We start from the raw sequence: 14,627 nt of genomic DNA, 5'->3' as shown, positions 1-14,627 counted from the left end.
GGGGGTCTCGACAGGTCCTGGTCGGGCCCAGACTTTAGCAGAGCCGCATGGCGGCGTTGGCCGTTCAGCCCAGGTATTCGTCCTTCAGCCGCACGTAGTGGTCGGCCGAGTAGTGCAGCGACTCGATCTCCTTGCCGCTCAGCGTGCGCGCCGGGCGGGCCGGGTTGCCCACCCAGAGCTCACCTTCACCGACCACCTTGCCCGGGCCGACCACCGCTCCGGCACCGACGAAGCCATGGCGTTCCACACGGGCGCCATCCAGGATGCAGGCGCCCATGCCGATCAGGCTGTAATCACCGATGGTGCAGGCGTGGATGATGCAGCCATGGCCGACGGTCACGCCTTCGCCGATCAGGGTCGGGTAGCCGGCCTTGTTGTAGGGGCTGTGGTGGCTGACGTGGATGATGGTGCCATCCTGCACGTTGGTGCGCGCGCCGATGCGCACGTGATTGACATCACCGCGGATGACCGTGCCCGGCCACACCGATACGTCCTCGGCCAGCTCCACGTCACCGATGACGGTGCAGGCAGGATCGATGTACACGCGCTCGCCGAGGACGGGCATCTTGTCGCGGAAGGGGCGCAGCGGGTTCATCGATGTCTCCGGAAATCAGGGCGTTCGCGACGATGATACCCGTGTGGTAGTGCCGGCCGCTGGCCGGCAACGTCATGGGCGTACCTGGAATTCTGCGGTTGCCGGCCAGCGGCCGGCACTACCGGAAGTAGCTGCGGCTCTTCATGCCGGTGCGTGCTCGGCCAGCACCTGCCGGAACAGCCCATCCAGCCACGCCGCATCACCGTGTCCAGCGGGCAGCTGTGGCGCCTGCGCAGTCCGGGTGGCCAGCTCACGATCGATGAAATCGCTGATCGCCGCGATGCGTGGTCCGGCATTGACCTCGGCACTGGCGCGTTTCACTACCAGCAGGGCATCGATGGCTTCACGCACCGGGCCGTGCGGCAGCAGTCGATCCAGCAGATCCTCGAAGGCCATCGGCGGAGGTGTCTGTTCGTGCTCGATCCACTGGCAGGCCAGCAGTGGGCGCAGCACGTACAGGTACTTCTTGGTGCGTACCATCTCGCCACGCAGGTAACCGCGATGGTTCGAGCGCGCCATGTTGAAGTAGTGCCACCACGTGCCCAGCGGCGAATAGAAGGACTTTGCTGCCTCCCACAGCTGCGCCACGGCGGCGTCGTCCTGCCGGTACACGATCGGCGAACGCAGCCATTCGATCAGTGTCGGATTGGATTTTGAGACCAGCCGCAGTGCCTTGCGCAGGTCCCAGCCGCTGACGTCGAGCTCATCGTCGATCGGCAGTTCGATCACATCGCGCTGCGCTTCGCCGGGACCGGTGCTCTCGTTGACGCTGAGATACCACGGCTGGCGATGCACGTAGATGAAGCGCGCGTCGTAGTCGCTGTCCGGCGAGGAAAAGCCCCAGCCACGGCTGCCGGATTCGCACGCCAGCAGCACGCGTACGTCGTAGCGCTGTTCGATGTCGGCCAGGGTGGAAAGGATGGCGGCGCGCTTGTCCGGCGCGACCGGGTGGATGTCGTCCATGCAGTCGTGATCCGTTGATGTCGAGCGTTCTCGACTGTAGCGCAGTTGCGCACGGGTAGTGCCGGCCGCTGGCCGGCAACCTCAATGGGCGCACCTGGAATTCTGCGGCTGCCGGCCAGCGGCCGGCACCACCGGCTAGGGTTCGTAGCTGTAGCCCATGCCGTACACCGAACGGATCGGTTCGCCTTCCATGCCGGCGTCGGCCAGCTTGCGGCGCAGGTTGCGCACATGGCTGTCGACGGTGCGGTCGACCACCACGCGATGGTCCAGGTACAGCCGGTCGAGCAGTTCATCGCGCGCCCAGATCCGGCCTGGTGTGGCCAGCAGGGTGCGCAGCAGGCGGTATTCGACCGGGGTCAGGTCCAGGCCCTTGCCGTTCCAGGTGGCGCGGGCGGCCGGTTCGTCGATATGCAGCCCGCTGTTGGCGCGCGCAGCGGGGTCCGGGCGGTAGCGGCGCAGCACCGCCATCACCCGTGCGACCACTTCGCGCGGACTGAACGGCTTGCAGATGTAGTCGTCGGCACCGATGTCCAGGCCCAGCAGGCGGTCGATCTCTTCCACCCGTGCGGTGACCATGATCACCGGTACATCGCTGCTGGCGCGCAGTTCGCGGCACAGGTCCACGCCATCGCGCTGCGGCAGCATCAGGTCCAGCAGCACCAGGTCGGGCTGGTAGCGCGCGAATGCGTCGATCACCTGGCCGCCATCGTCCACCCATTCGCTGGTCATGCCGGCGGCGGCCAGGTAGTCGCGCAGCACCGAGGCCAGGCGTGGCTCATCCTCGACGATCAGGATCTTCGCGGACGCGGCGGGGGACAGGCTCATGCAGGCTCCGGCAGGGTAATGACCACGCGCAGCCCGCCCAGCGGCGATGGCTCGGCGTGGATGAGGCCGTGGTGGGCGAGGATGATGTTGTGGCTGATGGCCAGGCCCAGCCCGCTGCCGCCGCTGGCCCGGTTGCGCGAGCTCTCCACCCGGTAGAAGCGCTCGAACAGCAGCGCGCACTTGTCGGCCGGCACGCCTGGCGCGGTGTCTTCCACGATCAGCTGCACACCGGCAGGCACGCGCGCTGCCTGCACGCGTACGCGGCCCCCGGCGTGGGTGTAGCGCAATGCGTTCTCCAGCAGGTTGGCCAGCACCTGCTGCAGGCGCCGTTCGTCACCGGATACCTGCAGCGGTGTGGCGGGCAGGTCCTCCTCCAGTGCCAGCCCCGCCGTGGAGAAGCGCACGCGCATGCCATTGAGCTCGCTGCGCAGCAGCGCCGCCAGGTCCAGCGGCGCGAAGCGGTAGGCCAGGCCGCCGGACTGGGTCATCGACAGGTCGTGCAGGTCGTCGATCAACTTGCCCAGTTGGCGGATCTCGCCCTGCAGGGCACCGAGGTTGGCGCGGTCCAGCGGGCGGATGCCGTCCTCGATGGCTTCCAGTTCGGCACGAACCACCGCCAGCGGCGTGCGCAGTTCGTGCGAGATGTCGGCGATGAAGGCACGGCGGTTGCGCTCGGTGTCGTCCAGCGCCTGCGCCATCCGGTTGAAGTCGTTGACCAGGGCGTCCAGCTCGTCATCGCTGGTGCGCTCGATGCGGGTGGCGTAGTCACCGGCGGCGAGCCGGTGGGTGGCCGCCGCCAGTTTGGCCAGGCGCTGGCGCAGCGCGCGCGATACCAGCCAGGCCAGCAGTACCGTCACCAGCAGCAGCGCGATGCCGATCACCCACCACGCGCGCATCTGGGTGTTGTAGAAGTTCAGGTCGTTGGTGGCGATGACGGTCTGGAACGGCACCATGCCCAGCCAGCCGACCGTGTGCCCGTCCACCTGCACGGCGTGCGGCTCGTCGTCGCTGGTGGCGTCCGGGTTGCCGGCCACGAACCGATGCTGTGCATCGAACAGGCCCAGGCGGGAGGGAACGCCGGTCTGGTCGGACAGCGGTGGCACGGGCCCCTCGTGCCCATGGGCCAGATCCGGGCGCAGCAGCCGCGCCCAGCGGTCGCTGTCGCCGCGCAGATGCTCCCAGCCGCCGTGTGCGCTGTACTCGCGCTGCAGGTGCGGCATCACGCGCTGCATGCGCAGATCGCCCTGGTCATTGAGGTAGTCCAGGAAGCCGGTCTGGAACGCCACTCGGCTGGCAATGCCGTTCACTGCCAGCACCAGCAGGCAGGCGGTGAAGATCGCGAGGAAGGTCTTCGCGGTCAGGCCGAATTTGAGTCGAATCTTCGCCATCGCGGGGCCATTAGCGGCGCATGCGGCGCCGAAAGCAAGCGCCCGCTGAGCCGGTCGCACAATCTCCATATTCTCTGCACAGTTCCACGGCAGCGTGCACGGGTCAACGCAAGGCCCCCACGCCCCCTCATGTCACTCCTGCCCCCGCTGTCCCGTTCTCCCCGTCCGCTGTTGCTGCCCCTGCTGCTGGCCCTGGCGGCCTGCTCGGCGGGCAGGGCCGAGGCCCCGGCCACCCCTGAAGTGGGCGTCATCACTGCCAGCGCACAGCCGCTGGCCCTGCAGCAGACCCTGCCCGGTCGCGCCGTACCGTTCGAAGTGTCCGAGGTGCGCCCGCAGGTCGGTGGGCTGATCCGCCAGCGGTTGTTCACCGAAGGCCAGCAGGTCAAGGCCGGCCAGCTGCTTTACCAGATCGATCCGGCGCCGTACCAGGCCGCCTTCGATACCGCGCGTGGCCAGCTGGCGCAGGCCGAGGCCACTGTGTTGTCGGCGCAGCCGAAGGCCGAGCGCACCCGCACGCTGCTGGGCATGGATGCGGCGAGCAAGCAGGACGCCGACGACGCCACCTCGGCGCTGAAGCAGGCCCAGGCCAATGTGATCGCCGCGCGCGCTGCGCTGCAGGCGGCCCGCATCAACCTCGACTACACCCGGGTGACCGCCCCCATCGACGGCCGCATCGGCACCTCCAGCGTGACCGCTGGCGCGCTGGTCGCCGCCGGCCAGGACGCGGCGCTGGCGACCATCCAGCGGTTGGACCCGGTCTATCTGGATGTCACCCAGTCCAGCACGCAGATGCTGGCGCTGCGCACGCAGCTCGACGCCGGCCTGGTGAAAGCCATCGACGGCAAGGCACAGGTGAAGGTGCTGCTGGAGGACGGCAGCACCTATGCGCATGAAGGCACCCTGGAGTTCGTCGGCAGCGCAGTCGATCCGGGCACCGGCAACGTGGTGCTGCGCGCGGTCATTCCGAACTCGGAGGGCCTGCTGCTGCCGGGCATGTACCTGAAGGCGGTGCTGCCGATGGCCACCGATGCGCGTGCCCTGCTGGTGCCGCAGAAGGCGGTGCTGCGCAATGAACGTGGCGAGCCGCTGCTGCGCCTGCTCGACGCAAAGGATCGCGTGGTCGAGCGCCGGGTCAGCACCGGCCAGGTAGTGGGCAACCAGTGGCAGATCACCCAGGGCCTGAAGCCCGGCGAGCGGGTGATCGTCAGCAATGGCAGCGCGGTTTCGCTCGGCCAGCAGGTGAAGGCGGCGGCGGCCACCACGGCGCAGCTGGCGGCGATGCCGGCGGTCGACCCGGACGGCAACACCGACGAAACGTCGCACTGAGGCCTGCCACGCATGGTTCGTTTCTTCATCGACCGGCCGATCTTCGCCTGGGTGATCGCCATTGCGGTCGGCCTGCTCGGCCTGCTCGCGATCCTGATCCTGCCGGTGGACCGCTACCCGCAGATCGCCCCACCCACCATCACCATCCGCGCCACCTACACCGGCGCCTCGTCGCAGACCGTGGAGAACGCGGTCACCCAGGTCATCGAGCAGTCCCAGCAGAGCCTGGACCACCTGATGTACATGACCTCCACCAGCGCCTCCGATGGCTCGGCGCAGGTCAACCTGGTGTTTGCCACCGGCACCAATCCGGACACCGCGCAGGTGCAGGTGCAGAACCAGTTGCAGGCGGCCATGGCGACGCTGCCGCAGGCGGTGCAACAGAACGGCCTGACCATCACCAAGTCCAGTGGTTCGATCTTCGAGGTGCTGTCGTTCACCAGCGAAGACGGCAGCATGGACAACTTCGATGTCGCCAACTTCATGGAAGCGCGCATCGACGACCAGATCAGCCGCGTCAGTGGTGTCGGCAACATCCAGCCGATCGGCCAGGAATACGCCATGCGCATCTGGCTGGACCCGGAGAAGATGCGGCAGTACGCGCTGATGCCGTCGGACATCGAGACCGCACTGCAGGCGCAGAACACCGACGTCTCGGCCGGTGAGCTGGGGGGCCAGCCGGCGCTGAAGGGCCAGCAGCTGGACGCCACGGTCACCGCGCGCAGCCGCCTGCACACGCCCGAACAGTTCGCGCGGGTGGTGCTCAAGGCCGATGCCAACGGCAGCGTGGTGCACCTGGGCGACGTGGCAACGATCGGCCTGGGGCCGGAAAGCTACGACAGCATCAGCACCTTCAACGGCAAGCCGTCGGCGTCGCTGGGCATCGAGCTCAATGCCGGCGCCAATGCCATCGCCGTGTCCAAGGCCGTCGAGGCACGACTGCAGCAGCTGCAGAAGCACTGGCCGCACGGCTACACCTACCACGTGGCGTTCACCACCACGCCGTTCGTGACGATCTCGCTGAAGGAAGTGGTGATCACCCTGATCGAGGCGGTCATCCTGGTAGTGCTGGTGATGTACCTGTTCCTGCAGAACTGGCGGGCCACGCTGATCCCGACCATCGCGGTGCCGGTGGTGCTGCTGGGCACCTTCGGCGTGCTGGCGGCATTTGGCTATTCGATCAACACGCTGACCATGTTCGCGCTGGTGCTGGCCATCGGCCTGCTGGTGGACGATGCCATCGTGGTGGTGGAGAACGTGGAGCGGGTGATGACCTTCGAAGGGCTGGCGCCGAAGCCGGCCACGCTGAAGGCGATGGGCCAGATCACCGGCGCGCTGGTCGGCATCGTGCTGGTGCTGACCGCGGTGTTCCTGCCGATGGCGTTCTTCAGCGGTGTCACCGGCGTGATCTATCGCCAGTTCTCGGTGACGATCGCTGCCGCGATGATCCTGTCGGTGCTGGTGGCGATGACCATCACCCCGGCCCTGTGCGGCAGCATCCTGCACCCGATTCCCAAGGGCGGCCATCCGCATGGCGACCACGGCGGTGAGCCGAGCCTGCTGGGCAAGTGCTTCATCTGGTTCAACCACCGTTTCGAGCGCGCGTCCAACGGCCTCCGTAGCCGGGTGGATGGCTTCCTTGGCCGGCGCACGCTGGGCGTGGTGTTCTACCTGGCGCTGAGCGTGGCCACCGGCCTGCTGCTGTGGCACCTGCCGGGCGCGTTCCTGCCCGACGAGGACCAGGGCATGCTCAACGCGCTGGTGAAGCTGCCGGCCGGTGCCACCCTGGAGCAGACCCGCGCGGTGATGGATCGCCTGAGTGCCGCCGCGGTGAAGGACGACGGCGTGCTGTCGATCCAAGCCACCGCCGGTTTCAGTGTCACCGGCAGCGGCCAGAACGTCGGCCAGGCCTTCATCCGCCTGAAGGACTGGGATGACCGCAAGGACGACGCCGACACCATTGCCGCGCGGTTGACCGCGGCCCTGGCCAGCGTGCCCGATGCGCAGGTGTTCATCACCTCGCCACCGGCCATCCTTGGCCTGGGTGATGCGGGCGGTTTCACCCTGGAACTGCAGGACGAAGGCGGCGCCGGCCATGCCGCTGCCGTGGCCGCGCGCAACACGCTGTTGAAGGAAGCCGCCAAGGATCCGAAGCTGGTCAACGTGCGCTACGCCAGCCTGGAGGACGCGCCGGTGTATGCGGTGAAGGTGGACGACGCCAAGGCGCAGGCCATGGGCGTGAATCCGCAGGACATCAATGACACCTTGAACGCGGCGCTGGGTGGCGACTTCGTCAACAACTTCATCTACAAGGGCCGCATCAAGAAGGTGTTCATCCAGGGCGCCGCCGAAGCGCGCATGCAGCCGCAGGACATCGAGCGCTGGAGCGTGCGCAACCAGGTTGGGCAGATGGTGCCGCTTTCGTCGCTGGTCAGCGCGCACTGGTCCAGTGCACCGGCCGCGCTGCAACGCTACAACGGCATCTCGGCGATGGAGATCACCGGCCAGCCCGCGCCCGGCGTCAGTTCCGGCGAGGCGATGGCCGAGATCGCGCGCCTGGCCGACAAACTGCCGGAAGGCTTCAGCCATGCCTGGTCGGACATGGCCTACCAGGAACAGCTGTCGGGCAACCAGGCGCCGATGCTGTACGCCATCTCGCTGCTGTTCGTGTTCCTGTGCCTGGCCGCGCTGTATGAAAGCTGGGCGGTGCCGTTCGCGGTGATGCTGGCGGTGCCGGTGGGCGTGTTCGGCGCCGTGCTGTTGATGAACCTGCGTGGCCTCAACAATGACGTGTACTTCCAGGTCGGCCTGCTGACCACGATTGGCCTGGCGGCCAAGAACGGCATCCTGATCGTCGAGTTCGCGCGCATCCTTGAACAGCAGGGCAGGAACACCCGCGAGGCGATCCTGCAGGCCGTCTATCTGCGCTTGCGGCCGATCGTGATGACCTCGCTGGCGTTCCTGATGGGCGTGCTGCCGCTGGTGTTCGCCACCGGCGCCGGCTCGGCCGCGCGCCGCTCGCTGGGTACCGGCGTGGCCGGCGGCACGGTCGCCTCGATGGTGCTGGGCATGTTCTTCGTGCCGTTGTTCTACCTGCTCGTGCGCCGCCTGTTCCCGGGCCGCGCGCCGGCCGAAGCCACCGCCCCGGAGGTACGCCCATGAAGCCGATGCTGCTGCGCGCCATTGCGGCCGCAATGATGACCACCGTGCTGGGCGGCTGCGTGAGCATGGCGCCGCATTACCAGAGGCCCGAGGCGCCGGTGCCGGCACAATTCGGCAATGCCGCCACGGGCGAGGCCGAGCCGGCATTGGCGATGCCGGCATGGCGCGACGTCTTCCTCGAGCCACGCCTGCAGCAGGTAATCACGCTGGCGCTGCAGAACAACCGCGACCTGCGCGTGGCCATGCTGCAGGTGGAGAAGGAGCGGGCGCAGTACCGCATCCAGCGCGCGGCGCTGCTGCCGCCGGTGGATGCCAGTGGCAGCGTCGCCCGCTCGCGCGTGAGCGATGCCAACAGCGAGACCGGTGCCACCCGGGTAACTGAATCCGATGCCGTGCAGGTGGGTATCAGCAGTTGGGAACTGGATCTGTTCGGACGCATCCGCAGCCTGAAGAACGAGGCCCTGCAGAACTGGCTGGCCAGCGCCGAGAACCAGCGCGCCGCGCGCACCAGCCTGGTGGCCGAAGTGGCCACGGCGTGGCTGGCGCTGGCAGCGGACGAGCAGTCACTGGCGTTCACACTGCAGACCCTGGACAGCCAGCAGCAGACCCTGCAGCGCACCGAGGCCCGTCATGCGCAGGGGCTGGCCTCGGGGCTGGATGTCTCGCAGGTACAGACCAGCGTCGAAGCCGCACGCGGTGCGCTCGCCAAGCTGCAGACGCAGCAGGCGCAGGATCGTGATGCATTGCAGTTGCTGGTGGGGGCGCCGCTGGATGCGGCCCTGCTGCCAACCGCGCAGGCGCTGGATGGCAGCGTGGCACTGGCGCCGCTGCCGGCCAACCTGCCGTCCAGCGTGCTGCTGCAGCGCCCGGACGTGTTGTCCGCCGAACACGCACTACAGGCGGCCAATGCCGATATCGGTGCCGCGCGCGCTGCATTCTTCCCGACGCTGACATTGACCGCCAACTACGGCCACAGCTCCACCGCGTTGTCGACGCTGTTCTCGGCCGGCACCCGTGGCTGGTCGTTCGCGCCCAGCATCACCGCGCCGATCTTCCACGCCGGCGCACTGAAGGCCTCGCTGGATGCCTCGAAGATCGGCAAGGACATCGGCATCGGGCAGTACGAGAAAGCGATCCAGCAGGCCTTCAGTGAAGTGGCCGATGCGCTGGCCACGCGCGATCACCTGGCCACGCAGATGGAAGCGCAGCGCGCACTGGTCGCCGCCAGCCAGCGCAGCTACACGCTGGCCGATGCGCGCTACCGCACCGGGCTGGACGGCTATCTGCAGGCACTGGATGCGCAGCGCAGCCTGTATGCCGCACAACAGGACCTGATCGCGTTGCAGCAGCAGGAGGCGGGCAACCGGGTGACGTTGTTCAAGGTGCTGGGCGGCGCGGCCGACGCACGGTAGCGCGATCGCCAATGTGGGTGCGTGTTCCGCTCCGGTGGGTGCCGACCTTGGTCGGCACACATGCACGGAGCATCGCGTTCGGATGATTCGTGCCGACCAAGGTCGGCACCCACCAGGGCAGAGTCATGTACCGACCAAGGTCGGTACCCACCAGAAGCGGACGGTCCCGCGTTACGCCACGCGGCCGCGGCGCGCGCGCTCCAGATGCACCAGCAGCAGCGAGATCGCCGCCGGGGTCATGCCCGGGATGCGCTGCGCCTGGCCGATGGTCTGCGGGCGCACGCGCTCCAGCTTCTGCAGCGCTTCGGCCGATAGCCCGCGCACCGCCGCGTAATCGAAGGCTTCGGCGATCGGCGTGGCTTCATGCCGCTGCTGGCGCTCGATCTCCTCGCGCTGGCGGTCCAGGTAGCCGGCGTACTTCACGCCGATCTCCACCTGCTCGGCCACCTTGGCGTCGGCCACGGCCGGCCCCAGCGATGGCACCTGCATCAGCTGCGCGTAATCCAGCTCGGGGCGCTTGATCAGGTCCAGCACGTTGGTCTCGCGGCTGACCGCCACGCCCAGCGTGTCCTGCACTTCGCGGCCCAGCGCATTGGCCGGGGTCGCCCACAGCGCGCCCAGGCGTGCGCGCTCGGCAGCAACAGCGGCCTGCTTGGTCTCGAACGCACCCCAGCGACGGTCATCCACCAGGCCCATCTCGCGGCCGGTCGGGGTCAGGCGCTGGTCCGCATTGTCCTCGCGCAGCTGCAGGCGGTACTCGGCGCGGCTGGTGAACATGCGGTACGGCTCGTTGGTGCCGTGGGTGATCAGGTCATCCACCAGCACGCCCAGGTAGGCCTCGTCGCGGCGCGGGCACCAGCCGTCCAGCCCGCGCACCTGGCGCGCGGCGTTGAGGCCGGCCAGCAGGCCCTGCGCGGCGGCCTCTTCATAGCCGGTGGTGCCGTTGATCTGGCCGGCGAAGAACAGGCCGTTCACCAGCTTGGTCTCCAGCGAAGCCTTCAGCCCGCGCGGATCGAAGAAGTCGTACTCGATGGCGTAGCCGGGGCGGGTGATGTGCGCGTTCTCGAAGCCGCGGATGCTGCGCACCATCTCCAGCTGCACGTCGAACGGCAGCGAGGTCGAGATGCCGTTGGGGTAGATCTCGACGATGCCCAGGCCTTCGGGTTCGACGAAGATCTGGTGGCTGGCCTTTTCGGCGAAGCGCACCACCTTGTCCTCGATGGACGGGCAGTAGCGCGGGCCGATGCCTTCGATCTGGCCGCTGTACAGCGGCGATCGGTGCAGCGCGTCGCGGATGATCTGGTGGGTCTGCTCGGTGGTGTGGGTGATCCAGCAGCTGACCTGCTGCGGATGCTCGTCCACCGAGCCGAGGAAGGACATCACCGGCCGCGGCGAATCGCCCGGCTGCTCGTCCATCACGCTGTAGTCCAGCGAGCGGCCATCGATGCGCGGCGGCGTGCCGGTCTTCAGGCGGTCCACCTGGAAGGGACGCTCGCGCAGGCGCGCCGCCAGGGTAGTGGCCGGCGGGTCGCCCATGCGGCCGGCGGCGTACTGGGTCGGGCCGACATGGATCTTGCCGGCCAGGAAGGTGCCAGCGGTCAGCACCACGGCCCCGGCGTCGAAGCGCAGGCCGGTCTGGGTAATGACCCCGCGCACGGCGTCGCCTTCAATGACCAGATCATCGACGGCGGCCTGGAACACGGTCAGGTTGGCTTGGCCTTCGACGATGGCGCGGATCGCCATGCGGTACAGGTTGCGGTCGGCCTGGCAGCGGGTGGCGCGCACGGCCGGGCCCTTGGAGGCGTTGAGCGTGCGCCACTGGATGCCGGCGCGGTCGGCGGCATGCGCCATCGCACCGCCCAGGGCGTCGATTTCCTTGACCAGATGGCCCTTGCCGATGCCGCCGATGGCCGGGTTGCAGCTCATCGCGCCCACCGTTTCGATGTTGTGGGTCAGCAGCAGGGTGCGCACGCCGGTACGGGCCGCGGCCAGCGCGGCTTCGGTGCCGGCGTGACCACCGCCGATGACGATGACGTCGTAACGATGGAAGGACGGGTTCATTGGGGCTGTTCAGCTGGGGGCGGGCGCGGCCGGGGCGGCACCGGGGTGGCGATTTTAGCGCCATTCGGGGCCGGGACGTCGGCGCCGGCCGGCTCCCGTCGAAATCAGCCCTAAAGTTGGCAGGATTTTTGCAGATAACCCAATAGCACCCACCGTGGCTGGCGCCGCAGGCGCCCGTGACCGGAATTGGAACAGGGGCCGGTACAGGCGCACGGTGGGGGAGCAGGGGGCCGGCAGTCGGGGGACTGCCCGGCCCTGTTTTTTTGACTGCCGGGAAGGCGAGATCCACGCAGGGCGTGGATCTACTGACGCTGGGGCTGTCGCCGGTGGGTGATCCGGCAAAACAAACGGCCCCGCACTGCGGGGCCGTCTGCCTTCAGAGGTGCCGACATCCGACAGGGCCGGAACAGGGGGGATCCAGATGTTCCTGTCGGATATCGACGTAGAGCTTTTTGCGGCGGCCCATGCCGTTTTTGTCACTTTGTGACGCGGGCCGTCACTGGTCCCGTAGAGTGCGGCTTGGACCGTGTGAAATGCAATACGGTTCAGCGCTCAACTGTGCGCTGCGTCCCACGATCCATGTTGCGCCAGGGGGAACCGTTCATTCTTGGCGCACTCGGCGCCGGAGCCGGACGGGCCGGCGGCGGGGGCGCAGATGGCTGGATGTTCGACTGAGGCGGGCGGCGCATCGAGTCCATGTTCCGCCACGGCGAACCGCCGTTGTACGACGGCCGCGACGGCGGCGGCGGGCGGTTCTCGCCGCCGTTGCCGGGTGGGCGCGGTGGCGGGCGGTGGTTGTGCGGCGGGCGGTAGATCGGGCGCGAGTAGTACGGATTGCCATAGCCGCCGTAGTAGCCGCCATAGCCGCCGTAGTACGGGTAGCCGTAGTTGTAGGGATAGCCGGCGGGGTAGCGGTACTCCACCGACGGCGCACCGTGGTAGTAGCTGCCGCTGCGGCCACCGCCGACATAGTCGTAGGTGGTGCAGCCGGTCAGGGCCAGCATCAGGCCACCGGCAAGCATCAGGCGCGTTTTCATGGTGGGTCCCCCCAGAGGACGGGTTGTGCAGTGAGCTTCGTGCGCAGGCGTTGAATCGGCCCTTAACTTCACTGTCCAGGATGAATGGCGGTGAAGGCTCCCATGCTGGCATGACCTGTGCCGGGGTCGCCAGCAGGGAGCCATACGTTAATCTTGCGTCATGAGCGATTCACTGTTGCCCCGTGCCGATGATGTCCTGGCTGCCGCTGCGCGGATCGCGCCGTACGCCAGCGTGACCCCGGTGCTGCGCTCGCGCACGCTGGATGCGCTGGCCGGCGCGCAGCTGGCGTTCAAGGCCGAGCATCTGCAGCGCGGTGGCGCATTCAAGTTCCGCGGCGCCTGCAATGCGGTGTGGTCGCTGGATGCCGATCGCGCCAGTGCCGGCGTGGTCACCCATTCCTCCGGCAACCACGGCGCCGCCCTGGCCTCGGCCGCGCGCACCCGTGGCATTCCCTGCCACGTGGTGGTGCCCGAAGGTGCCGTGGCGGCCAAGCTGGCCAACATCGCCCGCCATGGCGCCACGCTCTGGCGCTGCCCGCCAACGATCGCCGACCGCGAGGCCACCTGCGCCAAAGTACAGGCTGATACCGGCGCGACCCTGGTCCATCCCTATGCCGACCCGGCCGTCATGGCCGGGCAGGGCACCGCGGCACTGGAGCTGCTGCACAGCGACGGCCCGTTCGACGTGCTGGTGGTGCCGGTGGGCGGCGGTGGCCTGGCCAGCGGTACCGCCCGGGCCCTGCAGCTCGCCAGCCCGCAGACCCGGCTGGTGCTGGCCGAGCCGGCCGGCGCTGACGACACCGCGCGCTCGTTGGCCGCTGGCGAGCGCCAGGGGCCGTTCACCCCGGACACGATCTGCGATGGCCTGCGCACCCTGATCGGCGCGCCCAACTTCGAGCTGCTGCGCGCGGCCAACGCCGAGGTGATCGTGGTCGATGACGCGGCGACGATGGCGGCGATGCGCTTGCTGTGGGAGGTCCTCAAGCAGGTGGTCGAGCCGTCATCGGCGACCGTGCTCGCCGCGGTGCTCGCGCAGCCGCAGCGTTTTGCCGGCCTGCGCGTGGGCCTGGTGCTGTCCGGCGGCAACGTCGACCTGCCCGCACTGCGCTGGGGGGCGCCGTGAGCCGCGACCGGCACCGGCATCGCACTGGCCTGCTGGGCTGGCTGTGGCGGTTGTTCGTCCTGCTGGTGATCTGGCTGCTGGGCGTGACTGCCTGGATCGTCTGGATCGGCGAGCGTGACCAGGCGGCCAAGGCCGACGCCATCATCGTGCTCGGTGCGGCGGCCTATGACGCCAAGCCGTCGCCGGTATTCGAAGAACGCATCCGTCATGGGCTGGATCTCTATGAGGCCCAGTTCGCGCCACTGCTGATCTTCACCGGCGGCTATGGTGGAACCGGCGCGCGCTTTTCCGAGTCACAGGTGGCGCGGCGCTATGCGCTCAAGCACGGCGTGCCGGACGATGCGATCCTGATCGAGACCGCCTCGCGCAACACCGTGCAGAACCTGGTGGAAGCCAAGCGGCTGATGGACCAGCGCAACCTGCACCGGGTGATCATCGTCAGCGACCCGCTGCACATGGCGCGCGCGCTGCGCCTGAGCAAGGCGCTGGGCATCGATGCACTGGCCTCGTCCACGCCCAGCACGCGCTTCCGCAGCTTCCACACCAGCTGGCGTTTCCTGGTGCAGGAAATCTACTTCTTCCACCGCGACCTGGTGCGGCCGCCGCTGAGTTCGCCGGCCAACACCTGAGGCGGAAACCTGATTTGGGCGGGTGCCATGCGGTAGTGCCGGCCGCTGGCCGGCAGACGCCCACCATGGAATCGTGAGGTTGCCGGCACTGTGCCGACCAAGGTCG

At 68.3% G+C, this 14,627-nt stretch carries 11 protein-coding genes; 5 read left to right on the top strand and 6 right to left on the bottom strand.

The features are described from left to right. Nucleotides 1-64: 64 nt before the first annotated feature. The 4 genes from AC5P66_RS10195 to baeS form a co-directional block, all read right to left on the bottom strand. On the bottom strand, nucleotides 65-595 hold the full coding sequence (locus AC5P66_RS10195) for a gamma carbonic anhydrase family protein (RefSeq protein WP_049414384.1): 531 nt from the start codon (nucleotides 593-595) through the stop codon (nucleotides 65-67). Nucleotides 596-736: 141 nt separating this feature from the next. Then, a complete protein-coding gene (locus AC5P66_RS10190; protein WP_099494961.1) occupies nucleotides 737-1,558 on the bottom strand; it encodes a nucleotidyltransferase domain-containing protein in 822 nt (273 codons plus the stop codon). Between the two features lie 135 nt (nucleotides 1,559-1,693). Beyond that, entirely contained in the window at nucleotides 1,694-2,383 is a 690-nt protein-coding gene (locus AC5P66_RS10185; RefSeq protein ID WP_049439469.1) for a response regulator, read from the bottom strand. Further along, nucleotides 2,380-3,771, bottom strand: a complete 1,392-nt coding sequence (baeS, locus tag AC5P66_RS10180; protein WP_065196828.1) for a sensor histidine kinase efflux regulator BaeS — start codon at nucleotides 3,769-3,771, stop codon at nucleotides 2,380-2,382. The genes AC5P66_RS10185 and baeS overlap by 4 nt, the downstream gene beginning before the upstream one ends. Before the next feature lie 129 nt (nucleotides 3,772-3,900). Between baeS and smeA the strand changes: the two genes are divergently transcribed. Genes smeA through smeC form a run of 3 tightly spaced genes read left to right on the top strand, consistent with a single transcriptional unit; the run spans nucleotide 3,901 to nucleotide 9,671 of the window. Next, a complete protein-coding gene (gene smeA / locus AC5P66_RS10175) occupies nucleotides 3,901-5,097 on the top strand; it encodes a multidrug efflux RND transporter periplasmic adaptor subunit SmeA (RefSeq protein WP_099494962.1) in 1,197 nt (398 codons plus the stop codon). 12 nt (nucleotides 5,098-5,109) lie between these two features. Further along, a complete protein-coding gene (smeB, locus tag AC5P66_RS10170; RefSeq protein ID WP_099494963.1) occupies nucleotides 5,110-8,259 on the top strand; it encodes a multidrug efflux RND transporter permease subunit SmeB in 3,150 nt (1,049 codons plus the stop codon). After that, nucleotides 8,256-9,671, top strand: coding sequence for a multidrug efflux transporter outer membrane subunit SmeC (smeC, locus tag AC5P66_RS10165; protein WP_099494964.1), 1,416 nt, complete (start codon nucleotides 8,256-8,258; stop codon nucleotides 9,669-9,671). Before smeB ends, smeC begins: the two co-directional genes overlap by 4 nt. A 171-nt stretch (nucleotides 9,672-9,842) precedes the next feature. On the opposite strand, the gene mnmG is transcribed toward smeC, so the two are convergent. Then, nucleotides 9,843-11,732 carry a tRNA uridine-5-carboxymethylaminomethyl(34) synthesis enzyme MnmG gene (gene mnmG, locus AC5P66_RS10160; RefSeq protein WP_100478909.1) on the bottom strand — a complete coding sequence of 630 codons (1,890 nt, stop codon included), beginning with the start codon at nucleotides 11,730-11,732 and terminating at the stop codon, nucleotides 9,843-9,845. A gap of 545 nt (nucleotides 11,733-12,277) precedes the next feature. Next, nucleotides 12,278-12,769 (bottom strand): hypothetical protein, encoded by a 492-nt coding sequence (locus tag AC5P66_RS10155; protein WP_049415731.1) that lies wholly within the window; start codon nucleotides 12,767-12,769, stop codon nucleotides 12,278-12,280. A 160-nt stretch (nucleotides 12,770-12,929) separates the two neighbouring features. Between AC5P66_RS10155 and AC5P66_RS10150 the strand changes: the two genes are divergently transcribed. After that, a complete protein-coding gene (locus AC5P66_RS10150; RefSeq protein WP_099494966.1) occupies nucleotides 12,930-13,892 on the top strand; it encodes a pyridoxal-phosphate dependent enzyme in 963 nt (320 codons plus the stop codon). Then, complete coding sequence (locus AC5P66_RS10145) at nucleotides 13,877-14,521, top strand: YdcF family protein (protein WP_219628503.1); 645 nt, start codon at nucleotides 13,877-13,879, stop codon at nucleotides 14,519-14,521. Before AC5P66_RS10150 ends, AC5P66_RS10145 begins: the two co-directional genes overlap by 16 nt. The last annotated feature ends 106 nt before the right edge of the window (nucleotides 14,522-14,627 follow it).

The sequence above is a fragment of the Stenotrophomonas sp. YJH_SMC_122 genome (genome assembly GCF_059369535.1).
This window is presented reverse-complemented; position numbering and strand designations above follow the sequence as displayed.

Excerpts from the sequence above, each read along its gene's own strand:
- smeA (WP_099494962.1), top strand. The coding sequence starts at position 3,901 with ATGTCACTCCTGCCCCCGCTGTCCCGTTCTCCCCGTCCGCTGTTGCTG.
- smeC (WP_099494964.1), top strand. The coding sequence starts at position 8,256 with ATGAAGCCGATGCTGCTGCGCGCCATTGCGGCCGCAATGATGACCACC.
- smeB (WP_099494963.1), top strand. The coding sequence starts at position 5,110 with ATGGTTCGTTTCTTCATCGACCGGCCGATCTTCGCCTGGGTGATCGCC.
- AC5P66_RS10195 (WP_049414384.1), bottom strand. The coding sequence starts at position 595 with ATGAACCCGCTGCGCCCCTTCCGCGACAAGATGCCCGTCCTCGGCGAG.
- baeS (WP_065196828.1), bottom strand. The coding sequence starts at position 3,771 with ATGGCGAAGATTCGACTCAAATTCGGCCTGACCGCGAAGACCTTCCTC.
- AC5P66_RS10155 (WP_049415731.1), bottom strand. The coding sequence starts at position 12,769 with ATGAAAACGCGCCTGATGCTTGCCGGTGGCCTGATGCTGGCCCTGACC.
- AC5P66_RS10190 (WP_099494961.1), bottom strand. The coding sequence starts at position 1,558 with ATGGACGACATCCACCCGGTCGCGCCGGACAAGCGCGCCGCCATCCTT.
- AC5P66_RS10185 (WP_049439469.1), bottom strand. The coding sequence starts at position 2,383 with ATGAGCCTGTCCCCCGCCGCGTCCGCGAAGATCCTGATCGTCGAGGAT.
- AC5P66_RS10150 (WP_099494966.1), top strand. The coding sequence starts at position 12,930 with ATGAGCGATTCACTGTTGCCCCGTGCCGATGATGTCCTGGCTGCCGCT.
- mnmG (WP_100478909.1), bottom strand. The coding sequence starts at position 11,732 with ATGAACCCGTCCTTCCATCGTTACGACGTCATCGTCATCGGCGGTGGT.